This window comes from Thermosphaera sp. (assembly GCF_059755995.1).
The window spans coordinates 1-23,072 of sequence record NZ_DBOUKL010000032.1; the positions used below are offsets into that span (position 1 = coordinate 1).

Here is a 23,072-nt window from a genome sequence, read left to right on the forward strand (position 1 = left end):
GGATGATATAGTTCTTAACGCAAGCAGGCCTATGGTTCCAACACCTATGACAGCAACGCTGTGAAAGCTTGCGACGGGCGACAGCTCAAGCATCTCGACTATGGAGGCTAATGGTTCCACGAAGGCTGATTGAACCTCTGAAAGCTCTTCAACGTTGTGGACGAGGTCGTATCTTGATACCACGTACTCCGCCATGCCCCCGTCCCTGGTTATTCCAAGGGTTTCCCTGTAGGGGCAGTGGGTTTTCAACCCTTCCCTGCAGAAGGAGCATTTTCCGCAGTAGAAGTTTATCTCGCTTGTCACGCTAGCACCGATTAGAGAAGGCTCAACCCCCTTCCCAACATCTACTATTTTCCCAACCAGCTCGTGGCCGGGGATTATGGGTAGCTTACCCGGTCTGTAGCTCCCCTTGTAAAAAGCTTTATCTGTTCCGCAGATCCCTACTCTTTTAACCCTTATTAGAACCTCGCCACTACCTGGTTTCGGATCTTCGACCTCTTCTAAGCGCAGGTCTTTAGGAGCGTGAAGCACGAGAGCCTTCATCCCAGCCACCTACTCCTTAATGTAGGGCTTGCCGAGAGCCTTCGGCATCTTAACCTTCTTCATGATCACTACCACAGTGATAAGCGTGGCCAGGTATGGGAGGGCTTTGAACAAGCTTTGCCCACTCGTCCTCAAGAAGGTTAAGTACTCGGGGAGCATTAATTGTTGCACCTTCAGCGACAGCCACGTTGCAAAAGCCTCGAAAAATCCGAACAGAAACGCTCCTACTATAGCCGTTAACGGGTTCCAGTTGCTGAAGGATACATTTGCCAGTGCGACGAAGCCCCTGCCCGAAGTCATCTCCCTGCTGAAGAATCCAACCCAGTTGACAACTAGGAAGGAACCAGCCAGTCCGGTGTAAAAACCGCCGACACCTGTTAGGAGAAGCCTAGTCCTGTACACATTAACCCCCATGGCTTCAGCAGAGTGCGGGTTCTCGCCGCAAGCCCTTATCCGGAGGCCCCAAGTAGTTTTCTCTAGCAAATACCATGAAGCTACTGCAAGCACTACTGCGACAATGCTTATAGGCTTCAAGGTAAGTATGGCATTGCCTATGGGTAGTTGGAGATCTGCCAGCTTCTCCACACTAGGGGATCCCCCATATTCCCCCCAGAGCCTGTAAAGCGCTAAGGTCGCTACTCCAAGAGCTAACATGTTTATTCCCGTGCCCACCACTATCTGGTTGCTGTGAAGGTAGGAGCTCAGGTATCCCATCAGCAGGCCTGTTGCAAGACCTATTGTGGACGAGATTAATAGTGCCAGGTATGGGTTACTTGTGTAATGTGTTATTATAGCGCTGGTTAAAGCGCTGAGTATCATAATGCCTTCGAGACCAATGTTGACTACACCGGATTTCTCGGTGAGAATCTCTCCTGCAGAGGCGAGCAGAAGCGGCGTCATTGATGTAAGAGAGAGGGATAATAGGGTTACAATGTCTTCGACAGGTATCATTTCCGCCTCACCTTAAGCACGGCCTTCATGTAGTGATATGCGAAGGGTATCGCCAGGGATATGACAATTATACCTATTATCAAATCCGCTACCTGATGGGGAAGCCCAAGCCTGGTCTCAATCCACTGCCCCCCTATTAGAAGCCCTGAGAGAAAAATACTTGAAACCACTACCCCAATCGGGTTGTTTCTCCCTAAAAGGCTTGCCCCTATACCCAGAAACCCATACCCGTACAAGCTCATCATCATGGTGTCAAGCCTGTGCACGATACCTAGCACTAGGACGGAGCCACCGAGACCCGCCATAGTACCCCCCAGAGCGAACGATGCTAGCATCAACTTTCTGTTTTCAAACCCGGCAATCATTGAGGCTAATGGATTAAGGCCTGAAACCCTCATTGCGAAGCCTAGTCTCGTCCTGTAGAATAGGAACGCCCCGGCAATAGCTGCTGCAAGCGCTACAAGGAAGGAAGTATTCAGCCTAAGAAATCCTAAATCCATTAAAGGTAGCTTCGCCGTGTCAGGAACTTGCCGTGTCAAATGCGGTATAGACGGGTCTGTAAGATAAGTGGCTATGGCAAACATCGAGATGTTGAAGAGAGCCCAGTTGATCATTATCGCTGCTACAACCTCGTTAACATTCCTGTAAACCCTCAAGACCGCTAGCAACATGCCCAGAGCTGCACCTGCTAAGCCGCCGGCTATTAAGGCTAGCAGCGAGTTGCCAGTGTACAAGGCTATTATAAGCGAAGCTATGGCTCCAACGTATAACTGACCTTCTCCTCCGATATTGAACAATCCGGTTAGCGAGGGATACAGAAAGGCTAAAGCGGTGAAAATCAGTGGAGAGGCTCTTGACAAGAGGTAGCTAGCATTGTCAAACCCCTTGCTAAACATCACAGAGTATGCTACTAAGGACAGGTCTGACGAGTATCCCATAAGAATCATTATAAAGGCTGTAATAATGAGAGATAAGAGAATTGATAATGAGACTTCTAACAAAGCTAGCCCGTATTCTCTTCTCCTGCTGGCAATGTTCTCAAACAATTTCTCTAGAATACCCGGCTTCCCGCTCAACAAGAACCACCCATGCACAATCCTATTTTCTCCACAGTTAAACCACCAGGTGTGCCCTCCGCTGTGATCCTACCGTTGAACATGATAACTAAGCGGTCACTTAACGTTAAAAGCTCCTCAAGATCTGAGGAAATAAGTAGGACAGCGCCTCCCTTGTTTCTGTGATCAAGGAGAAGTCTTCTTATTTGCTGAGTAGATTTAACATCAAGTCCCTGAGTCGGCTCCATGGCTACCAATAACTTAGGGTTTTTAACGAGCTCCCGGCCCGTCATAACTTTTTGCTGATTCCCACCACTGAGATGTTTAACGAGAACCCTTGGGCTGGCGGCCACTACCTCGTAATCCTTGATTACTTTCAAAGATAAACTCTCTAATTCCTTTGTCCTTATGACACCGAACCTGCTTACCAAGTGTATATGATTCGTAAGCAAAATGTTTGCAGATATATCCATTTCACCTATAAGCCCGATCTTCCTCGACTCAGGGATGAACGATATTCCTTTCCTCAACCTCTCCTCTACAGATAGGCTTGCTATATCCTCGTTTTCAAACAAGATCCTCCCTTTAACAGGCCTCCTCAACCCTATAATGGTCTCAGCTAATTCCTTCTGGCCATTGCCTTGTATGCCCGCAACCCCTACAACTTCCCCGCTATGTATTCTCAAGGAGATCTCTTTCAGAGTGCTCTGTTCCTTATCGCCTTTCACTTCAATATCTTCTAGGATGAGGATTTCCCTAGAGAGATTGTTTGATGATGTTTTACCTGTTTGATTAAGCTCGGGTAATTCCTCCCCAATCATCATCTTCGCAAGTGTTGACTCATCAATGTTAGCTGTTTCAGCCTCTCCAACCTTTCTTCCTTTTCTCAACACTACAACTCTATTCGTCAACTCCTTGATTTCTCTCAACTTATGCGAGATGAAAATAACTGAAACACCGTTCTCACGTAGCTTTTTTATCAGTCTGAATAATTCCTCTATCTCAAGAGGGTTTAAGACGCTTGTTGGCTCGTCAAGTATTAGGATTTCAGCCCCAGTTATTAGTGATTTAATTATTTCAACCTTTTGCTGAGCCCCTATAGGTAGTCGAGCAACCGGTTCATCTAATGGGATTTGAAACCCCAGGGTTTTAAGAACTTCTTCCACCTTTCTACGTGTTTCATCGATGGATGCTTTTTTATCAATAGTGCTCATGAATAAGTGCATATTCTCCTTTACGGTGAATTCATCGATTAGCGAGAAATGCTGATATATCATCCTTATCCCATGCTTCAAAGCATCCCATGGACCGTGTAAGTTTACCTCCCGTCCTTTTATGTAAATCCTACCTGAGGACGGCTTTATCTCACCGTATAAAATCCTCATCAAAGTGGTTTTACCCGCGCCGTTCTCGCCGAGAAGCCCGAGTATTTCACCTGGGTATATTTCAATAGACACGTTATCCAGGGCTTTAACTCCATCAGGGTATGTTTTGCTTATGTTTTCAAGCCTCACAAGAGGCTCTTTCACCATTGATTCTAACCCGTAATCACTTTTTTGAAGGATATGGGGTTTGAGGGATAAAAAATTAGACCGATCCCTTAGAAAGCGCGGCGTTTAAATTGCCGTTGATCAATGCATCTATTATGCTGTTATATTCCTCGATGCTGACAGGGTCTTTGAAAGCTATCTCACCGCTCGCAATCTTCTGGTAAAGCTCGTTGTAGATTCCCCACGTGGATGAATCGATGTATTGTGTTCTAGTCTGGTTCACTATGGACACAACCTGGTCCACGGTGTAATCTTTCAGTTTGCCAACATCACGAGCCCATTCTGCGAACGTTCTCACACCTTCCAAATCCCATATACCCACACCTGACTCGGCAAGGCCGAGGACCTTGATTCCAGGCTCCCACTTCTTCTCAACGACCATTTTAATAGCTGTATACACGGCGACATCCACTCTTTTCGCACCGCTAAGTGGAATATACTCAGGAGCATACCACTCCTGGCTCGCATCCTGCCCTATTGCGAACGCCTTCCCCATTTGATTCTTATTCCAGTCGACAACAGCATCCATCATGCCTACGTGTGTATACCCGGCCAACCCGTATAATACCGGGGCTCCTTGCTGGAGCATCTGCCATGCAGTGTTGTAGCCTACCTGTGGATCCGTGAAAGTGTTGGTGTACTGCCATAAGAGGCTTACATTGTAGCCTGTCTTCAATTCAAAGTACTTTATTCCGAAGAGATACCCTATGTGGAACCTCCAGAGAGGCGGTATGCTCATCCCCGCTACGGCACCCACCTTGTTCGCGTTAAGGCTTTTAGCCATCCCCGATGCTAAAACCCCTACGAGCGCTCCAACCTCCTGCTCCCTGAAGAGTATGTCCACTTCATTATTTCTGTTAACAAATGTTGAAGCATCGATTAAAGCATACTTCTGGTTCGGATAATTATCAGCAGTTTTGTTGAGCGGGTCCGTCCACAGGAACCCGACAAGCACTATTAAGTCATACTCACCGCTCTCGGAGTAGGATCGTAGAACGTTTTCCATGTCGGCAACAGACCTGGGTGTTGTGTAATCCACTTTAACATTAAGCTCGTTCTTGGCTTTCTCAGCTCCCAGCCATGCCATGTCGTTGAAGCTTAAGTCTCCCCTGCCACCAACATCAAACAGGACGAGAACCTTAACCTCCTTACTAGGTTGTGTGCCGCCCTGGTAGAACCCTCCTAACATCACTACTGCAACACCTGCTATGACTACTATTGCAACAAGTACGAGGATTAGAGTTGTTCTAGCAATAGACTTCATCTTATCCACCATGTTTTAACGTGATAAAGGATTAAGTATATAATTATTATGGAATCATTGTTAAGCTACTCTTTTTGAAATCAATATTTATGAATCCTAAAGTAATGTATAGATCTAATGCCGGGGTGTTTGAATGAAGCTTCGCCATTACATTGTTGCCGGCATCCTGGTGATCTTATTGATGTATGTTATCCCCTATGCTTTCCTTCAGAGGGTTAAGGATGTAAGCCTTTTTACCTACTGGGCTGTTCTCAGCCTCACCTGGATAATTGTTTCCATCATCTATCTCTACAGGTGGGTGAGAGAATGAACTCAATCCACTTTATCGCTCTTCTCATCTACTTCGCCGTGGGAACACTCATCGCTTACGTGTCTAGAAGAATGGGTGTTAAATCAGCTTCAGACTATTACGTAGCAGGCGGGAGAATGGGCGCGTTGTTGGCTGCAGGAACTTATGCGGCGACCACTTACAGCGCGTTCATGATGGTGGGACTGGTTGGTTTAACATATCAAACCGGCGTGGGCGCTCTTGGTTTCGAGCTAGTGTATCTTGTTTCAACCGTGACTATTCTATCAACTCTGGGTTTTAAGATATGGAAGTTGGCCAGGACTAGGAAATGGATATCCCCGTCGCAAATGATAGGAGACCTGTATGGCTCTAAAATCCTTGCAGTCACAGTAGCAACCCTATACTTGTTCGCGATGATTCCTTACACCGTCGCACAGATCCAAGGATTGGGCGTCATATTCCAGGTAAGCGGTCTCGAGTATGCTCACGGCGTCATGATTGGAGCAGCCATAATCCTGCTATGGATTGTTCTCGCAGGGATTTGGAGCGTTGCATCAACGGATCTCTACCAGGGAATACTAATGCTTGCGGGAGGCTTGGTCTTTTTGTCCTGGACAGCATCCACGCTTACGCAGGCGGCAGACGTCTCGGAGGTTTTTGAAACTCTCGGGGATCAGGGATTTCTGGGATTAACGAGCTTCTGGAGCGTGCAAGTCTTCCTGGCGTACACTATTCCATGGGTGTTTTTCGCCATAACCAATCCACAGGTGGTATCCAGGCTTTATGTCCACAGAGACGTTAACGCTTATAAAAGAAGTGTAGCACTATTCTCTGCTTACGGCTTCATATACACGCTCATCGCGATATCCATTGGACTATTTGCTAGAATGCTGGCCATAGGCGGCTTAATACCGGAAAACTTGCCAAGGGATTCCGTCACACCGAGTCTTTTAAAACTAATGACCCCTGCCTTATCCGCTATTGTAAGCGTATCGATCATGGCGGCAGCCATTTCCACAGCTAACAGTATCGTTCTCTCAGTGTCGAGCTCAGTTTTCAAGGACATTTTAAACCGAGAGGAGAAATCACTGAGAGCCGCATTCATTATCAACCTGCTCCTAACACTCATCGCTTCCGGGCTCGCCATCCTGAGGCTTGGATACATAGTGGACTTATCAGTTCTCACCTCAGTTCTTCTGCTACCTCTAGCACCTATTACTTTGCTAGGTATTTGGAGACAGGGTAAGCTCTCCACAGCTTCGAGAATTGCTGCTGTCGCAGCGATTGTTACAGGAGCTGGAATAGGGGTCTACGGGTTCATAGCTTACGGAGCGGCTAAGACCTTTACAATGTCTTATCTCCACCTCCCCATCTCAGCATGGATTCTCTTATCCTCGACTATAATATTGGTTCTGGGGAGCATGGTTGACGAATTAAGGAGGAGGATTGAAAAATAAGGACTAAGTGTCTTGAAGCCTGCCGTTCAAATACTCACTGTATCCAGCGAGATCCAGTAATCCATGACCGCTGAGGTTGAACAGTATAACAGGCTTTTCATCTCCTTTAGTATATCTTCTAGCAATATCTATCACTGCTTTAACAGCGTGCGCACTCTCCGGGGCGGGCACAATACCCTGTGTTCTAGCAAACAGCACTCCTGCCTCAAACACTTCTCGCTGCGAGTAGGCGATAGGGTTTACAATCCCGTTTTTCACTAGCACGCTTAGTGTTGGAGCAACCCCATGGTATCTAAGCCCTCCTGCGTGAATAGGCGGGGGCACGTAGTCGTGTCCGAGCGTGTGCATTTTCAGCATTGGCGTTAATCCTGCGGAATCCCCGTAGTCATACCTGTACTCACCTATCGTCATTGAGGGTACCGCTTTTGGCTCCACGGCTATGAAGACGGTGCTTGCTTTCCCCGATAGCTTGTACGGTATGAAGGGGTATGAGAGGCCTGCGAAATTACTGCCTCCTCCAACACACCCCACTATGTGTGATACCTCCTCGACACCTATTCCAATACTTTCCAATTGTTTCAACGCCTCCATACCTATGACTGACTGGTGTAGTAGCACGTGGTTTAGCACGCTCCCAAGGCTATACTTAGCCGTGCCGTGGCTCGATAACACATCTTCGATTGCTTCCGAAATAGCAATCCCCAAGCTACCAGGGTGGTTAGGGTTTTCCTCAAGATATTTTCTCCCAACACGTGTTAGCGAACTAGGACTCGGATAGACTTCTGCTCCATAGGTTTCCATTAAGATCCTCCGCAAGGGTTTCTGGTTGTAGCTCGCCCTCACCATGTAGACCCTGATCTTAATTCCGAAAAGACTTCCTGCTAGGGATAGCGCGCTACCCCATTGGCCCGCCCCTGTTTCAGTACATAATCTCTCCACCCCTTCCTTCATATTGTAGTATGCTTGAGCCACCGCGGTATTGAACTTGTGGGAGCCTGCTGGGAGGACGCCTTCATACTTGAAGAATATCCTTGCACTGGTTTTCAGAGTTTTTTCAAGATTCCTCGCTCTTATGAGGGGGGTTGGCCTACCTGCTTGTGCATAGTGCTGGAGTATTTCATCGGGGATTTTGATATATCTTTCACTAGAGACTTCCTGCCTGACCAGCTCCCTGGGAAATATTTCTTCAAGAATTTCGGGTCCTGCAACCTGCCCGTTGGGAAGGATTGGTGGAGGCAGGTTTTCGGGAAGGTCGGGAATTATGTTATACCATTGCGTAGGGATGATGGACGAGTCCTGCGAAGCTTTCAATACCATTCCAACATGGTCCCACCACGAGTAGCTGAGGATCAAGTCACCAAGTATAAAAGCTTTACGGTATCCAATATCTGAGGCTTAAAATTACGATAATGTTTCGCAAAAGATAGTATTGTCCAGCTTTAATGTGTTAATGGAATGCTATGGCTCCTAGGAGAGGTAGTGCGAGAACCGTTGGGATGGTGAGGATGAACGTAATGTATGCAACAAGGTCAGGTCTCCACCCGTATTTTGACGCCATTAGAGTGTTTAAAACAGCGGGCGGCATTCCTGATACTACAGCTAGCTGGATTGACTCGATCCATGAGAATCCAACGGATAATGCGAAGCATACTGCTACGACAGGAGCGATGATAAATCGGTACAAGACCGTTACTAGTAACGGTTTCTTAACCATGTCGGATGTGATCCCACCTAGCTGCAGTCTTAAGCCGAGGACAAAAGTTGCTAAGTAGCTAAGGATTTTAGGTGCCCACCAGAGCAGGCCTGAGACATATGTGCCGGGATGCCCCAGCTGGTTAAAAAATACTCCTATGAGAAACCCTATCAACGCGGGGAGTTTCAAGATTTTAAGCAAGTCAATCTTTTTCAACGCGATGAAATCGGGTATTAAAACATTAAAAGTAAGGGTTGCCAGCCCCAGTATTGACGCTATTTTCACATCACCGAACAAGGCGAGGCTGACCGGAAACCCTAGGAAAACCGCGTTGGGAAAGAGAACGGTGAGAAGGGCCGCATTTCTCACATCATCTCTCCACGTCCTGGATATGTACTTGAATGATAAGCCTGCTACAGCGATGTATAAGGCAAATGATGCTACTATTAAAACATCGCTTTCCGCAAGGCTTCTGGTTGAAAAAGTATATATGAATGCTAGCGGAACGAGTAGATAATATACAGCATTAGTTAAGAGGTTGGTGAAAGCATCAAATAATTCGCGCCGGGTAAAGAATCTCTGGTAAGCTGTTTTCGCTAAGAATGCGGATAGAATTATAGCGACAAGTATGAATGAATCGTTCATATCCTCTCGCCCTCATCCCTCCTTGACCAGGTATTCATCCCCTCCCCAAATCTCCAACGGCGAGGCTGTAGAGTAGATCAGGGTGTTTTCAGCATTGTAAACGCTCACATTAGCCGGCACGGGCATAGCCTCTTCAAGATCGCTAATCATGCAGACCCCCTGCGTGAATAAGCACTGGTAAACCTTTTCTGTTCCAATAGGCTTTACCACGATTTTATATCTATCAGGTAACCCGGTGAAGAAGACCTTATTGCTCACTGTGAAGTAGAAGTGCTCCCTAGGAATCGTCTCGCTGCTACCGTCAGGCCTGACCCAGCCCAGGGTTATTTCACCGAACCTGAGGCGGTTGTAGTATAAGAGCCTTATTTGGTGAAACCCTTTTAGAAGCTTGATCTCTCGGCTCATGTGTAAACGGCTCGGCTGATCATACCATTCGTTTATTATCAGCTCCTGATTAACCCAAAACTTGCATCCATCGGAAGATATGACGTAAAACGCGTACTTTCCAGGGTTCTCGACTTTGAGAAAACCCTTCCACTCAATCATGAAGTATTCTGGGGGTACGTTAGGATGCGGTTTATCAGTGTAGACGAAGCTCACATACGGGGAGACCGACTCTGCTATTGGGGTTAATCCAGTAGTATCTTCCGGGGGCTTGTTGCCTTTCCATGTGTAGAATCTTGTTAAAAGACCGTTGAGCAAACCGCTTTTCGTTTTTACTAACACATAGTTTGGCAAATAATACCCCATAATATCTTAATACGTTGTAATTAAATATAATTATCTCAGGCGATTTCAAATGGTTACGATAGGTCCTGGCTTACTACCAGAGCTTGTAAACACTTCTCCATTGTTGAGAAAAGCCTATGAAGCAGTAGTTTCCGACCCGGAAGTCCCTGTTTTATGGGAGCTTTCCAACATTATGGCTGTTAAGAGGTTGAAATATAATGATCATGGACCCGTGCATGCTCATATCGCAGCAGGTGCCGCGCTAAGTATTTTTCACCTACTAATTAAGAAGGGTATTACTCCTAGTTTGATTAAAGATGGAGTGTTAAACAATGTGGAACACGCTATGCTGGTGCCTCTTCTAGCAGGCCTTCTCCACGACATAGGTAATAGTGTTCACAGAGACATGCATGAGAGGATTGGAGCAGTATTAGCGATTCCGATCGTAGACAGGGTTTTGAGACACATCATCAAGGATGAGCGGGAAGTGTTAAGGCTTAGGCAGGAGGTCTCCCATGCCATATACTGCACAAGCTACGATGTTGAATGCTTGACGATTGAAGCGGGAACCGTTAAAGTCGGGGACGGCTTGGACATGGCTGAGGGGAGGGCTAGAGTTCCCTACAGGCTTGGAAGCGTGTCAATCCACAGTGTTTCAGCCTTAAGTATTAAGAAGGTTGAAATAGAGGAGGGGGTGCAGAATCCTATCAGAGTAAACGTTTATATGACCGAGATGGCTGGAATATTCCAGGTGGATGAGGTTCTCGTTCCCAAGATCAAAACAACTCCTCTCAGGAATCTTATAGAAGTCCATGCAATAATAGGTAGCGAGGAGGTTAAATCCTACCCGTAACTTCCATTACGAAAAGAATTGAATTGTAATGCTGAAAAGCCCGCAATCCTTAAATACTCACTCATTACTCATGTTTTAACGGTGCGGGGTATGTGGTTTAACACCGTTAAAACAGCATAGAACTCTACTAGCCGAGCTCTCCTCACCAGGGCCATGCCCGGTCAAACTCCTCGCCACCGTGGCCGGTAAAACAACGGATTCAATCATTCTCCGGGATATCTCAGGGTTTAAGGAGTTCAAGGTTAAAGGGGGAGTCGGAAGGGAGATTTTAAACCTGCCCTGCGAGACCTCAATATACGTTGAGGGATTAGTTAAAGGAGATTATCTCGAAGTTGAGAAGTACAGAGTAGTCCACCCCTCTAAGCTTGAATGTTGTGAAAAAGAATCTGAAGATGTTCGAGAATTCGCATTGAATTACTACGTGTATGCTGGGAGACCCAGGTATTTCAAAATTATTAAAACAATGTCTTCCCTGTCCTACTTAACAAGGAACGTACTAGTATCGGAGGGATTTACAGAGTTACAACCACCCATTATCGGCTGGAAGAGCGATCCCGGCTTGAGGGGTGCTGGTAAGGTTAAAGTAAGCCTTTATGGAAGTCAATACGAGTTGCACTCGAGCCTGATAATGTACAAGCAGATATACGCCAGTATTTTCGAGAGAATATTCTACTTCGCGAGGAACATTAGGGTTGAACCACTGGAAAATGCTTACACCGGGAGACATTTAATCGAGTTCACGCAGGTTGACGTCGAGGAAGCATTCACCAGTATGCCGGAGGCAATAGGCTTTGCCGAGTCCGTGTTGAAAAGAGTAGTGAGGGAGTTCCTAAACAGCAATGGAGACCTCCTTGACTCCTCAAGGATTGAGTGGCTTGATAAGACCTTCCTGTCCGAGAAATATCCAGTCGTCACGTACGATGAAGCCGTGAACTTGCTGGCTCGTAATGGTTTCGATGTTAGAAAAGGTAGCGAGCTATCTCACAAGGCTGAGGCGTTTCTAGGAGAGTACTATGGTATCCCGGTTTGGCTGACCGGTTTCCCTTCAACTGCTAGAGGATTCTACTATATTGAAAACGCGGAAAGACCCGGGTATAACGTTGACTGGAACCTGATACTTCCAGAAGGACATGGAGAAATACTAGACGGGGGATGCAGAGAGTACAGGGCTGAGGAACTAGTGAGGAGGATTCAAGCCTCGGGCGAGAACCCGGCAGAGTATGAATGGTTTCTAAATATTGCTTCAAAAGGATTTGTGAAACCTACTTGCGGATGGGGTTTAGGACTTGAGAGGTTGGTAAAAGCCTTCCATGGGCTAACCCATATCGGGTTCGCGACACCCCATCCACGGCTGCCTGGTATAATTGGTCCTTAACAGTTTTTTTATTATACGTAATTCTCATAATTAAATAAAGGTGGTTGTGTTGTTCGATCCCGAGGAGGTTAGAAAAGATTTTCCAATTCTCTCTAGAAAGATTAACGGTAGACCTTTAGTTTACTTTGATAACGCTGCCTCCACGCAGAAGCCTATCCAGGTAATTAACGCCATTGTCGAGTTTTACAGAAACCATTATGCTAACATACACAGGGGGTTGCACACGCTGAGCCAGGAAGCAAGTGAAATGTATGAGAAAGCACATGAAACCTTAGCCAAGTTTATCAATGCTTACTCATGGGAGGAAGTTGTCTTCTGCAACAATACCACCGATGCCATGAACCTGGTAGCTTATGCATGGGGTTTGAAAAATCTCAGAGAAGGTGATGAGATCGTTGCAACCATCATGGACCATCACAGCACCATGCTTCCCTGGAGGAAAATAGCGAAAATGAAAGGGGCTGTTGTAAAATACATAAATGTAACCCAGCAGGGCTACCTCGACTATGACTCCTTAAACACGATCATCACCCCTAAAACTAAGGTTATAGTCTTCCCTATCGCAAGCAATGTCCTTGGGACTATAAACAATGTTGAAGAACTGGTTAAGAGGGCTAGAGAAGTAGGCGCAATTGTTGTCGCGGATGGCGCTCAAAGCGTGCCTCACACGCTAACCGATGTGAGAAAACTGGGTGTTGACTTCTTGGGCTTCAGCGGGCATAAGATGCTGGGGCCTACCGGGAGCGGAGTGTTATGGGGGAGGAAGGATGTTCTAGAGGAAATGGACTTGTTCAAGGTTGGAGGAGACACGATTAGAGACGTTACTGTTGACGATACTGTATGGTTGGATCTTCCATGGAGGTTTGAAGCAGGTACGCCGAACATAGAGGCAGGAATAGCTCTAGGAGTGGCTGCTGAGTATTTAATGAAGCTGGGCATGGAGAATGTGCGTGAGCATGAGAAACAGCTTGTAGCGTATACTCTGAAAAGGCTGGGCGAGGAGTTCCCAGATGACATCAGGGTTTACGGCCCCAGGGACCCTGGTGATAAGACCGGTGTCGTCTCGTTCAACATCATAGGTTTAAACCATCATACTGTTGCTAAAGCACTAGACCTTTTCGGCATCGCGGTTAGATCCGGGATGCACTGTGCCCACCCCCTCCACTATTCTTTGAAGATAACATATTTGGAAAAACCGCCCTCGGGTTTGCCGGAGAAACCGGAGGATAGGCTGATTCTCTACGGTAGCGTGAGGGCTAGCTACTACATCTACAACACCTTCGAAGAAGTAGACTACTTCATTGAAACCCTGGGGAAGATAGTGAATCTCAAAGAAGCATTAAAGAAAGAGAAGCCGGAAGCAGTCTGCACGGGAAGCTGATGAGAAAATATTGGAAAAAAAGTATAGTGTTTAGGAAATGTTATTTAGCAGGCCCAATGATCCTGGCGAACTTCTTGTTGGTGTAGGGGCTAACGGCGAACGCGATCTTTATCTTGCCCCTCTTCGTCTCCTTCACGACAACCTCGTATTTGTCTGTCTCGAAGTATTTCTTCGCCTTTAGGTCGAAGAACTTGAGTTTCTCCATACCTATCCCCATTTAGGTTGTTTTCATGTATTATTATCTTGTATAGGATTTATTTAAACTTTGCGTTTTGCAATAATTTCATTAAATTAAACCAAATTATGTATGATTTTACATTAATAATTACTTTAAAATTTATTTTTAATAGGTTCTAAATACCATGATTCTCTTATTTCAAAGTTTATGTTATTATCATATACAGTGTTTAAATTTTAGAATACTGTTCTATTTTATGCGCTTCTCCGGAGGTTGAGTAGGATTGTTGGTAAGAATTTGTATTAATATATGGGCCAAATAGTGTCGGGTTCTTTGCAGATGCCGGTTCTGCTGTAAACCTCCCAGGCGGCTTTTTCAACCTCCTCAATTATTTTTTCCTCGTCGATTGTGAGTAGTTTTCTATCATACATTACGAGCTTGCCATCTATTATAGAGTGTTTAACATCGCTACCTGAGGCCGCATAAGCCAGGTGTGATACAGGATTAACAAGGGGGTGTAGATGGGGAACCCAGTAATCCAAGACTATTATATCTGCCCTCTTTCCCTTTTCAATACTGCCTACCATGTGGTCTATCATCAACGCCCTAGCTCCGTTAATGGTTGCCATTTCAACAACTTGCTCTGCACGAATAGCCTCCGCGTTCAGGGTCCTCACAGGTTGGAGCAGTGCAGCATGCTTCATCTCCCTCATAAGGTCATACGTGTTATTGCTCGGCCCACCATCAGTTCCTAATGCAACGTTCACCCCTGCTTTCAACATTTCAGAAATCCTTGCCGCCCCGCTAGCCAGCTTCATATTGCTCGAAGGATTATGGCTTACCGTTGTACCGGTTTCACTCAACAATTTTACCTCATCATCTCCAACCCAAACCACGTGTACCAGTACGACGTTTCTACCTGTGAGACCGAGCCAGTTCGCGAATTCAACTGGTTTTTTACCAAAGCTTTTCAAAGTATACTCAACATCCTCTCTGACCTCGGCCAGATGCATGGTGATTCCCGTGTTTAGTTCGCGGGCTTTTTCAGAGATTTTCCTATATAATTCGAGGCTTACCGCTCCCGGCGTTCGAGGACCAAACCATATCCATATCCTATTGCTCAACCCGTTATACTTATGGTAAAGCCTTAGAGTATCGTTAAAACTGGTATCACCGGGCTCTACGAGACCCTCGTGGAGAATGTTTTCCTCTAATGCATAGCCTTTAAGATCCATTACGTGCCTAGCAACCGCAGCCCTTATGCCGCTGTCGTGTAGAAACTCTATTATGTTGTCGGGCCCGTAGCGCCCAACGAGCCCTGTTTCCAAGAAGGCTGTTGTACCTGTTTTAAGCATCTCCGCTACGACGAGCTTCGCTGAGGCAAGGGCTTCCTCGGGCTTATAGCTTCCCTGGAGAGGCCACACTCGGTTCTTCAACCATTTTATTAAGGGCAGGTAGTCGGCGCAGTGTCTTATCAACCCCTGTGCTAGGTGGACGTGGGTGTTTACTAGACCCGGCATTATGATATCTCGCTCAGCCTCTATTACGATGTCGCTGAAGCTTTTATAACTGGGATCTAACTCCTCTTTCTTGCCAACATCTATAATGATTCCATCGCTGATCGCGACGGCACCGTTTTTAATTATTCTTCGGTTTGAATCGAGTGTTAGAACCCATCCTCCCCTAACATAAATATCTGCCATTTTTATCATCTAAGGATTATTATTTGTGGGAAAAATTTATAAAACAACAAGGTTTAAATGTATAAGCAAAAATAAGGTGGTGCGTTGGGCATCTTCTTCACACGCTACAATATTGAAGAGAGAAGTAGACTAGTAGAAGCAGCGGCGGGTAGGCTCCCAGCCGATATAGTCATAACCAATGTCAACATCATCCTCCCCCATACAGAAGAGATTCTCGAGAAACACAGCATTATCGTAAAGGATAGGAGGATAGCAGGAGTTGTTGAGGACGAGTCGATTTCAAAACACATTTCCAGGGAGACACTGATAATAGATGGTTCAAACGACTATGTGTTTCCCGGGTTCATAGACCTTCACGTCCATATTGAGTCGTCACTGCTTGACCCGGTGGGATTCTCTAAAATAGCTCTTAAACATGGAACAACCACGGTTGTAGCCGACCCTCATGAAATCGCCAACGTGCTGGGAGTTCAAGGCGTGGAGTTGTTTGTGAAGGCTTCCGCGAATCTCCCATTGAAGATATTGATAGATCTCCCGAGCTGTGTTCCAGCAACGGATCCTGCTTTAAGACTTGAAACCACGCCACATGTGATATCGGACATGGAGATTGAGCAGCTGGCATGTTTCGACAACATTGTCGGCCTTGGAGAAGTTATGGACTTCCTCAGCGTTACTAATGCTTCAGATAAGGTATTGAGGAAGTTGAAAGTAGCAAGCGACAAGGGGTTGATCGTTAACGGGCATGCTCCGTTGCTAACCGGGAGGTTGCTAGACGCGTACATTTCCGCCGGCATAATAAGCGATCACGAGTCAACCACTTATCATGAAGGCTTGGAAAAGCTGAGGAAGGGTATGTGGCTTTACATAAGGGAGGGTAGCGCTTGGAGAGATCTCGGGGAATTGTCCAAAATCTTGCTGGAAAAGTCAAACTGCGAATTGTGCGCTTTCGTAAGCGACGACGTCAATGTTTACGACCTGTTCACGCAGGGACATGTTGACAGAATAGTTAACCTCGCCATTGAGTACGGTCTTGACCCTATCAAAGCGATAAAATACGCCACGTTTAACCCGGCCATTCGCTTACACATGGAGGAGCACATAGGAGTCTTAGCACCTGGGAGGATAGCTGATATAGTGTTCTCTAAAAACATAAAAGAGATTAAACCCCATACGGTTATCAGCAACGGGGACATAGTCTATTATAAAGGGGAATTGAAGAAGACTTTTCCACGGTACAGGTATCCTGAAGAAGCGCTCAACACGGTTAAACTCGGCCCCTTCTTGGAAAACCCGAGCTTCACACCTCGCGTCGGTGAATTCAACGGGGTTGCCCGTGTCAACACTATTAACGTACAACCAGGGTCTGCTTTAACGAAGAGAACGGTGGAAGAGCTAGCTGTGGAGGACGGTGAGATACGGAGTGATCCTTCAAGAGATATCATGTATGTTGCTGTTGCGGACAGGCACAGTGGTTCTGGAGGCTTTTCAATAGGTTTCATTAAGGGATTAGGGTTTAAGGCTGGGGCTATAGCACAGTCGATCGCTCATGATACTCACAACTTAATAACAGCTGGATGGAATCCGCAGGATATGAACGTAGCCGTCAAAGAAATTGCTAGAATACAGGGGGGAATAGTTGTCGTGGATGATGGGCAAGTAATAGCTGAGATACCTTTAAGACTAGCCGGTTTAATGAGTATTGAGGAGCCTGAAGAGGTTTTCAAGAAATATGTCAACATGGTAGAGGTTCTTCGCGAAAAATACGGGCTGAACTTTGAGTCTTACTTCATGACGCTCGCGCTGATTTCTCTTCCAGTAATACCGGAGATCAGAATCACGGATAAGGGACTGGTTGACGTTTCAAAGGGTAGTTTAATACCGCTTGTTGAGGAGGTTCTCAAAGCCTAGGTTTCTCACCACTTTCTTCTTTCTCAATTCTTACATATTTCGTTTTGTTACTTACAATATCGCTTCTACCAGGATAATCTTCTATTATAACAGTATACTCTACTAGACCATCTTTAGCCTTGTTAAGCAGATCCAATACTCTGTCACACTCACTGTCGTTTTCACCCCGAGACTCGCAAAGGAAGGAGGTTTTCTCAATTAAATCCATGATTAAACCTTCAATAGTGGTGATGAAGCCCTGGGAGAATGGTCCCGGGGAAATCTCTATGTTGAATTCAGGTATCAAAACCCTGGAGCCGCCGGCCCTTATCAATAATGCTCTTTCATCGCCTGGTTTTTCAACCTTATAAATAATCTTCCTCGGTTCACTAATTGATAAGACGCCGATGTCGCGCTTCCTGAAACCGCATTTATCACAGGTTAAGACCGAGATCAATATGTCGCCATAATACGGTACATTATGGATGTAATCCTCCACTAATGCTTTCTGACTACAAACAGGGCATTCAACCTCATACTCCGCTATTTTCACCGGCTCACTCATCGAGGCCTCCCTTCTTTTTCCTTGCTGTAATCATATGTGAACCATCACACGAAGGTGCTTTAAAAAATGCAGCCCCCAATCCTTCTCTACACGTGGCTACGGTAACCTTCCTCACACAGGCCTGAGTTATAATAGGCTGTAAAAGGCGAGACCTTTCAGCTTTCGGTAAATATATTGAACCGTGAAGCACTTCTCCACTCTCCTTATACAAGGTTGTCAGCGACTCATCCCCAAAGGCTTGTGAAAGTCTTTTAAGACTATCCCATCTAGCCTTATAGGTAGATGTTACAATGTGTTGGGCTCCGGCATCAACTACAGCGTCAACCAGCTCTTTAAGCTCTAACGGGTCATCATTTATTCCAGGTATCACGGGGTCTATTCTGGCTCCAACAGGAATACCGTGCTCTCTCAAATATTGAATGGTTTTCAACCTCTTATCCGGTGGTGGAGCCCCAGGCTCTAACCTTCCCGAGATTTCACGGTTTAACGCGGTTATGGTTATCATCACGGCCGCGGGCGCTCTCGCCAGAATATCCACATCTCTCTTAACTATGTGTGATTTCGTTGTTATCAACATCTTCATACCATGCTCGTGGAGTAGTATGAGCGTCTTTCTCGTCAGCCCAGCCCATGCTTCAACAGGTGGATAGGGATCGCTGCTCGTGCTTAACTCTATAATCGAACCTTGCTCCACCTTTGTTAAATCGGTTTTCAACATTGCGAGGAAGTTGTTCTTTGGGTTGCTTGGTTTTCTCCCTATGTAAGGTGTTGCGTAACAGTAGAGGCAGAAGTGAGAGCACCCGGTGTAAGGGTGTATTGAATATTTGAAAGGGCAGGTACATAAAGGAGATTTCCACGGGTCGAAAACCCTTAACACGCGCATGCTTGTTTTTACGGATCTTGTTTTCAAAACACTAACCCCTGGTTGCCCGGATCCTTGATAATGTGCCCCGCCCGACCGTCCTCCATCATATCCATCCCCTCTCAAAGGGTCTCTGGGAGGCGTGGGAAGGCGGGGCATTAAAATATTACTGTAGACGCTCTATTAACCCTTACCGCTTTCTTAACGCTTTTAAGTTTACTTAGAAATAGTTTTAAGAGGGATTGAATGGTTTCCGGCATTACAAGAGATGCAATGTACGAGATTGTTAATTTCATTGTCAAATCCATTGACTTAATAGAAGACTATAGTAAGGAAAACATGATTAGCTTGCTCACCTCTGCCAGGAAAGAGAATAAGAGGGTTTTCGTGATAGGCGCGGGGAGAAGTGGACTAATAGCCAGGGCCTTCGCTATGAGACTGCTACATTTGGGTTTCAACGTGTATGTGATAGGTGAAACCATTCTACCAAGAGCTTCTCCAGGCGATATCTTGATAGCTATATCAGGTTCGGGTAGGACGAAACTTGTGGTAGCGGCAGCTGAAGCTGCCAAAGGAGCGTTGATGAAAGTAGTAGCCATTACCACATACCCAGACTCTCCTCTCGGCAGGTTGGCTGACATAGTTGTCAGGATACCTGGCAGAACCAAGATGGCTGTTGAAGAAGACTATATTAGCAGGCAGATTCTAGGTATTCACGAACCTCTCGCACCGTTAGGAACACTCTTCGAGGACACGACGCTAATATTTCTTGACGGTATAATCGTTGAGTTAATGAACAGGCTCGGCATAACTGAGGAGGAGTTGATGAACAGGCATGCAAACATTGAGTGAGCAGTGAACCGTTCACGAATTCATTAAAAGATAGTTAAACCTGTTCAAACATATTTACACAATGGCGATATGTATGGAAGAAAGAGAAGGCAGGGAGAAACCTTCCCCAGAAATAAAAGTAAAGGTTGAAGAAACCGATGTTGAAGAGTTGCGAGAAGTACTGAACGCGGTCACGCCATTTCTCGAGAAGCTGAAGGATTGGATAAAGGAAATCATTGGAGTGTTCACCAGCGGGCTGGACGGTAAAAAGCTCGGGGAAGACATAGGAAAATTCTACCAGGAGTTGAAGGCTCAAGGCCTTCCGGAAGAGTTGATTATTGAGATGGTAAAGGATTATTACAAGAGAAGGATGGAAATAGTCCCCTCACTTGAGAAGCTGATTGAAAGCTTAACCAAGTTAAAAGAGCTTAGGAGAGAAGAGGAGGAAGAAGAGCGTAAAGAAGAGAACCCCAGTCGTGGCTGATTTTCAAGTTATCGAGGGATTTAATGACTCTTGACGAGAAGATCGAAGTCGTTATTGAGTTGTTGACAAGAGTGTTGATGAAGCTGGAGAGGCTTGAGAATGAGCTAAGTAAGGCAGGTGCTGACCCGGCCTTGTACCAAATCTCGCTGGAATTAGCCACTCTTTTTTCAAAACCAATCATGGAGACGCTTGAGGCGGCTAGAAGGGTTTACTCAATTATTGCAGGGTTCACGGAAATCGACCCTATCAGCAAGGCAGTTATATACGTCTTATCGGCTTGCGAGCCTTATACTATCTCGGAGATCACGAGGAAGGTTAGAGATCTGAGAGGTTCTTCCTCAAGAAGGATAATAAGCGATAGGCTAAGAGGGCTTGAGGCTAGGGGGATAGTGATTAATATCGGCTCTCCTCAACGACCCCGATTTACACTAAAAGCATGCATGGATGATAATTATGGGAAGGAAGCTTAGAAGTCTTGCGAAGACTGGGATGATCCTGGGGTTCATAGCGGATGCCCTGGGAATATTGATTTATTTAGTGATGCTGGTTTTCTACGCGTACCTGCTCCTATTCGGTAAATACCTTGTAAATAGATTATTGTTGTCGATAAGTTTATACAGGTTTAAGGTTCCAAGAGAAGTTAGAGGAGATATTCTGAGAGTCTTCGATGAGAAATGGTTTAAGAGCTTGGGCTTCGGAGCCCTTATTTATAAGCTTGTCAGAGATTGAGCATTATTTCGGTGTCATAATGAGGAATCAAATACTGATCGTTAAAGCCATGGTTATAGCAGCTGTTTACACGGGCTTGACAGTGATTTTAGGAGTCCTGTCCTATGGAGAACTCCAATTCAGAATTAGTGATGCAATGCTACTTCTCCCACTGCTTCAAGGGTTTGGCGCGGAGGCTGTGCTAGGATTGACGCTGGGTGGTTTTCTCGGAAACATTACCAGCCCCTTCCAGCCGTGGGATTTGATTTTCGGGCCATTAACAAACGCTCTTGCATCAGCCTTCGTGCTTGCGATAGGTAGAAAAATCAATGCCAGGGCAATATTTAAACACTTGATGAGTACTATAGTAGCATCTTTAACAATAGCGTTATTAGTAGGCTATGGAGAATTACATTTGGTCTATGGACTACCCTTGATCACCGTGTTATATGTTTTCATTAGCGAAGTAGTAGTGATAGGGGTCATCGGCTGGACCGTGATAAAATCCTTGGAGAGGTACATAAAGAGATGAATGAGATTGTAGCGTCAGATCTAGCAATAGGGTACGACAAGAGTTTCCCTCTTTTAAAAAATCTGGATTTTAAACTAACAAACGGTGTGTACGTTCTCTTAGGAGCCAACGGCTCCGGCAAATCAACTCTTTTAAAAACAATAGCAGGGCTCCTCCCCCCTCTTCAAGGGGAAATATACGTCAATGGTTTCAAACCCTACCTGTTGAAGAGAAAGGAAGCGGCAAAATTAATCGGCTACGTCTGGCAAAACCCTTTCCACGGTTTCGTGGAGCCCACCGTTGAAAGAGAAATATTGTTCATCAGCAAGCAGACCGGTGTAGAAGTTAACTGGAAGCTCATCCATAAGCTTGTCCCCTTGGAGCTATTCGAGAGAAGCCCTTTCACCCTAAGCGGTGGTGAGGCAAAACGTGTAAGCCTTGCCAGCGTTATCGCACTAGACCAACCTATTTGGCTTTTAGATGAGCCATTTAACGAGTTGGATTTCTCAGGGGTGAAGATCTTCACAGGCATAATCAACTATGCCCGCGCGAGAGGCAAAATAGTTGTTATTACAACACATTACCCCAGTCTAGCAGATCTTGTAAAGCCTGACTACTACCTGTTGATCAACAGGTCAAGCGGCACACTCGTAATAGACAAGTGGAGCAACCTAAGCGATGAAGAGTTAGTAGGAAATGAAGTGATCCCGAGGGTGCTTAAATCTGAGCTTACTGATTAAGGCTATTAAACATCAGGAGGTTAAAAGCCTTGCTCACCGTGAAGGTTTACTCGTGTTAAAGAGTTTCCTCCTACTCCTCTCCTATATCTCAATAATGATTAACTCGTTCGAGTTTTATTTAGCACTTATTTTCTCATCAATAATGATTATGCTAGCAGGAAAAGCTTACAGGATATTTTTGGAGTCCATTGGAGTCTACGGGCCGGCAGCCCTCCTGATATACCTGGTGAACTTAGCCTTCAACACTATCTCGTCGAGAACTTTTGACATCCTGCTCTACGGTTACACGGTGTTTATAGGGATGGTGATGATTGTTTCAACAACACCGAGGAAGCAGTTTTTAAGAGTGCTTGAAAAAATTAGGCTTGACGTAGTGTTTTTCATGACTCTCAGCATCCTAGAGGAGTTTGATGAGATGGTGAATTCCAAGAAGGCGAGAGGGTGGGATGCTGGTTTAAACATTCTGAAATACTACGTTATAATAGTGGATGCCATTAAATTGTCAATTGTGAGATTGAAGAATGTGGAGGAATCGCTCCTGGCTAGAGGAGTTGAAAAATTTTAAAAAATAATGAACCTTCCATTCTCATATATTAGGACACCGTCAGCGTATACTCTGCCTTTACTCATATCCTTGATCAAATCCCAGTGTATTGACGATACGTTTTTACCGCCTGTTTCAGGATAGGAGGCTCCGAGAGCCATGTGAATCGTTCCGCCAATCTTCTCGTCGAACAGTATCTCTTTCGTGTGCCGGGTAATATTGTAGTTAAGCCCGAACGCTATCTCCCCAAGCCTTGAAGCCCCTTCATCCGTGC

General features: G+C 45.7%; 26 protein-coding genes. 13 read left to right on the top strand and 13 right to left on the bottom strand.

Annotated features, from left to right (window positions below; genetic code table 11):
* From AC3OH0_RS03575 to AC3OH0_RS03595, 5 genes are all read right to left on the bottom strand, one after another.
* The coding region (locus AC3OH0_RS03575) for an alcohol dehydrogenase catalytic domain-containing protein (RefSeq protein ID WP_498344794.1) at positions 1–543 on the bottom strand (543 nt) is incomplete at its 3' end.
* A 9-nt stretch (positions 544–552) separates the two neighbouring features.
* The gene (locus tag AC3OH0_RS03580; protein ID WP_498344795.1) at positions 553–1,494 is read right to left on the bottom strand and encodes an ABC transporter permease; all 942 of its coding nucleotides are present in this window, start codon (positions 1,492–1,494) and stop codon (positions 553–555) included.
* Positions 1,491–2,570: an ABC transporter permease gene (locus AC3OH0_RS03585; RefSeq protein ID WP_498344796.1), complete on the bottom strand. Its 1,080-nt coding sequence runs from the start codon at positions 2,568–2,570 to the stop codon at positions 1,491–1,493. Before AC3OH0_RS03585 ends, AC3OH0_RS03580 begins: the two co-directional genes overlap by 4 nt.
* Positions 2,567–4,081, bottom strand: coding sequence for an ABC transporter ATP-binding protein (locus tag AC3OH0_RS03590; RefSeq protein ID WP_498344797.1), 1,515 nt, complete (start codon positions 4,079–4,081; stop codon positions 2,567–2,569). Before AC3OH0_RS03590 ends, AC3OH0_RS03585 begins: the two co-directional genes overlap by 4 nt.
* Before the next feature lie 55 nt (positions 4,082–4,136).
* Positions 4,137–5,363: a BMP family lipoprotein gene (locus AC3OH0_RS03595; protein ID WP_498344798.1), complete on the bottom strand. Its 1,227-nt coding sequence runs from the start codon at positions 5,361–5,363 to the stop codon at positions 4,137–4,139.
* A gap of 133 nt (positions 5,364–5,496) precedes the next feature.
* Here AC3OH0_RS03595 and AC3OH0_RS03600 point away from each other — a divergent pair, with 133 nt between their 5' ends.
* The gene (locus AC3OH0_RS03600) at positions 5,497–5,673 is read left to right on the top strand and encodes a hypothetical protein (protein ID WP_498344799.1); all 177 of its coding nucleotides are present in this window, start codon (positions 5,497–5,499) and stop codon (positions 5,671–5,673) included.
* Positions 5,670–7,109 carry a sodium:solute symporter family protein gene (locus tag AC3OH0_RS03605; protein WP_498344800.1) on the top strand — a complete coding sequence of 480 codons (1,440 nt, stop codon included), beginning with the start codon at positions 5,670–5,672 and terminating at the stop codon, positions 7,107–7,109. The genes AC3OH0_RS03600 and AC3OH0_RS03605 overlap by 4 nt, the downstream gene beginning before the upstream one ends.
* A gap of 3 nt (positions 7,110–7,112) precedes the next feature.
* On the opposite strand, the gene AC3OH0_RS03610 is transcribed toward AC3OH0_RS03605, so the two are convergent.
* The 3 genes from AC3OH0_RS03610 to AC3OH0_RS03620 all read right to left on the bottom strand — a co-directional run bounded on the left by AC3OH0_RS03610 (position 7,113) and on the right by AC3OH0_RS03620 (position 10,185).
* On the bottom strand, positions 7,113–8,426 hold the full coding sequence (locus AC3OH0_RS03610; RefSeq protein ID WP_498344815.1) for a TrpB-like pyridoxal phosphate-dependent enzyme: 1,314 nt from the start codon (positions 8,424–8,426) through the stop codon (positions 7,113–7,115).
* Positions 8,427–8,556: 130 nt separating this feature from the next.
* Positions 8,557–9,447: an AEC family transporter gene (locus AC3OH0_RS03615; protein WP_498344801.1), complete on the bottom strand. Its 891-nt coding sequence runs from the start codon at positions 9,445–9,447 to the stop codon at positions 8,557–8,559.
* Between the two features lie 12 nt (positions 9,448–9,459).
* The gene (locus AC3OH0_RS03620) at positions 9,460–10,185 is read right to left on the bottom strand and encodes a PA14 domain-containing protein (protein ID WP_498344802.1); all 726 of its coding nucleotides are present in this window, start codon (positions 10,183–10,185) and stop codon (positions 9,460–9,462) included.
* A 61-nt stretch (positions 10,186–10,246) separates the two neighbouring features.
* Here AC3OH0_RS03620 and AC3OH0_RS03625 point away from each other — a divergent pair, with 61 nt between their 5' ends.
* The 3 genes from AC3OH0_RS03625 (at position 10,247) to AC3OH0_RS03635 (ending at position 13,785) form a co-directional block, all read left to right on the top strand.
* Positions 10,247–11,029: an HD domain-containing protein gene (locus AC3OH0_RS03625; protein ID WP_498344803.1), complete on the top strand. Its 783-nt coding sequence runs from the start codon at positions 10,247–10,249 to the stop codon at positions 11,027–11,029.
* A gap of 178 nt (positions 11,030–11,207) precedes the next feature.
* On the top strand, positions 11,208–12,404 hold the full coding sequence (locus AC3OH0_RS03630) for an asparagine synthetase A (RefSeq protein ID WP_498344804.1): 1,197 nt from the start codon (positions 11,208–11,210) through the stop codon (positions 12,402–12,404).
* Positions 12,405–12,453: 49 nt separating this feature from the next.
* On the top strand, positions 12,454–13,785 hold the full coding sequence (locus AC3OH0_RS03635; protein ID WP_498344805.1) for an aminotransferase class V-fold PLP-dependent enzyme: 1,332 nt from the start codon (positions 12,454–12,456) through the stop codon (positions 13,783–13,785).
* Positions 13,786–13,825: 40 nt separating this feature from the next.
* On the opposite strand, the gene AC3OH0_RS03640 is transcribed toward AC3OH0_RS03635, so the two are convergent.
* On the bottom strand, positions 13,826–13,990 hold the full coding sequence (locus tag AC3OH0_RS03640; protein ID WP_013129140.1) for a hypothetical protein: 165 nt from the start codon (positions 13,988–13,990) through the stop codon (positions 13,826–13,828).
* Positions 13,991–14,265: 275 nt separating this feature from the next.
* On the bottom strand, positions 14,266–15,666 hold the full coding sequence (locus AC3OH0_RS03645) for an amidohydrolase family protein (protein ID WP_498344806.1): 1,401 nt from the start codon (positions 15,664–15,666) through the stop codon (positions 14,266–14,268).
* Between the two features lie 84 nt (positions 15,667–15,750).
* Between AC3OH0_RS03645 and ade the strand changes: the two genes are divergently transcribed.
* Entirely contained in the window at positions 15,751–17,574 is a 1,824-nt protein-coding gene (gene ade, locus AC3OH0_RS03650) for an adenine deaminase (protein WP_498344807.1), read from the top strand.
* Here ade and AC3OH0_RS03655 read toward each other — a convergent pair.
* Together AC3OH0_RS03655 and AC3OH0_RS03660 are read right to left on the bottom strand one after the other, a co-directional pair.
* Positions 17,564–18,118: a ZPR1 zinc finger domain-containing protein gene (locus AC3OH0_RS03655; protein ID WP_193436014.1), complete on the bottom strand. Its 555-nt coding sequence runs from the start codon at positions 18,116–18,118 to the stop codon at positions 17,564–17,566. The genes ade and AC3OH0_RS03655 overlap by 11 nt on opposite strands.
* Complete coding sequence (locus AC3OH0_RS03660) at positions 18,111–19,139, bottom strand: SPL family radical SAM protein (RefSeq protein WP_498344808.1); 1,029 nt, start codon at positions 19,137–19,139, stop codon at positions 18,111–18,113. The genes AC3OH0_RS03655 and AC3OH0_RS03660 overlap by 8 nt, the downstream gene beginning before the upstream one ends.
* 87 nt (positions 19,140–19,226) lie before the next feature.
* Here AC3OH0_RS03660 and hxlB point away from each other — a divergent pair, with 87 nt between their 5' ends.
* The 7 genes from hxlB to AC3OH0_RS03695 all read left to right on the top strand — a co-directional run bounded on the left by hxlB (position 19,227) and on the right by AC3OH0_RS03695 (position 22,819).
* Positions 19,227–19,832 carry a 6-phospho-3-hexuloisomerase gene (gene hxlB / locus AC3OH0_RS03665; protein WP_193436013.1) on the top strand — a complete coding sequence of 202 codons (606 nt, stop codon included), beginning with the start codon at positions 19,227–19,229 and terminating at the stop codon, positions 19,830–19,832.
* 73 nt (positions 19,833–19,905) lie between these two features.
* The gene (locus tag AC3OH0_RS03670; protein ID WP_498344809.1) at positions 19,906–20,295 is read left to right on the top strand and encodes a hypothetical protein; all 390 of its coding nucleotides are present in this window, start codon (positions 19,906–19,908) and stop codon (positions 20,293–20,295) included.
* Positions 20,296–20,318: 23 nt separating this feature from the next.
* A complete protein-coding gene (locus tag AC3OH0_RS03675; RefSeq protein ID WP_193436011.1) occupies positions 20,319–20,765 on the top strand; it encodes an ArsR family transcriptional regulator in 447 nt (148 codons plus the stop codon).
* On the top strand, positions 20,749–21,024 hold the full coding sequence (locus AC3OH0_RS03680; protein WP_498344810.1) for a hypothetical protein: 276 nt from the start codon (positions 20,749–20,751) through the stop codon (positions 21,022–21,024). Before AC3OH0_RS03675 ends, AC3OH0_RS03680 begins: the two co-directional genes overlap by 17 nt.
* 19 nt (positions 21,025–21,043) lie before the next feature.
* Positions 21,044–21,535, top strand: a complete 492-nt coding sequence (locus tag AC3OH0_RS03685; protein WP_498344811.1) for a QueT transporter family protein — start codon at positions 21,044–21,046, stop codon at positions 21,533–21,535.
* A complete protein-coding gene (locus AC3OH0_RS03690) occupies positions 21,532–22,254 on the top strand; it encodes an energy-coupling factor ABC transporter ATP-binding protein (protein ID WP_498344812.1) in 723 nt (240 codons plus the stop codon). The genes AC3OH0_RS03685 and AC3OH0_RS03690 overlap by 4 nt, the downstream gene beginning before the upstream one ends.
* Positions 22,255–22,306: 52 nt before the next feature.
* Complete coding sequence (locus AC3OH0_RS03695) at positions 22,307–22,819, top strand: energy-coupling factor transporter transmembrane component T family protein (RefSeq protein ID WP_498344813.1); 513 nt, start codon at positions 22,307–22,309, stop codon at positions 22,817–22,819.
* Here AC3OH0_RS03695 and AC3OH0_RS03700 read toward each other — a convergent pair.
* A partial coding sequence (locus AC3OH0_RS03700; protein WP_498344814.1) for an aminopeptidase occupies positions 22,816–23,072 on the bottom strand: 257 nt, incomplete at its 5' end. The two genes, AC3OH0_RS03695 and AC3OH0_RS03700, sit on opposite strands and share 4 nt — an antisense overlap.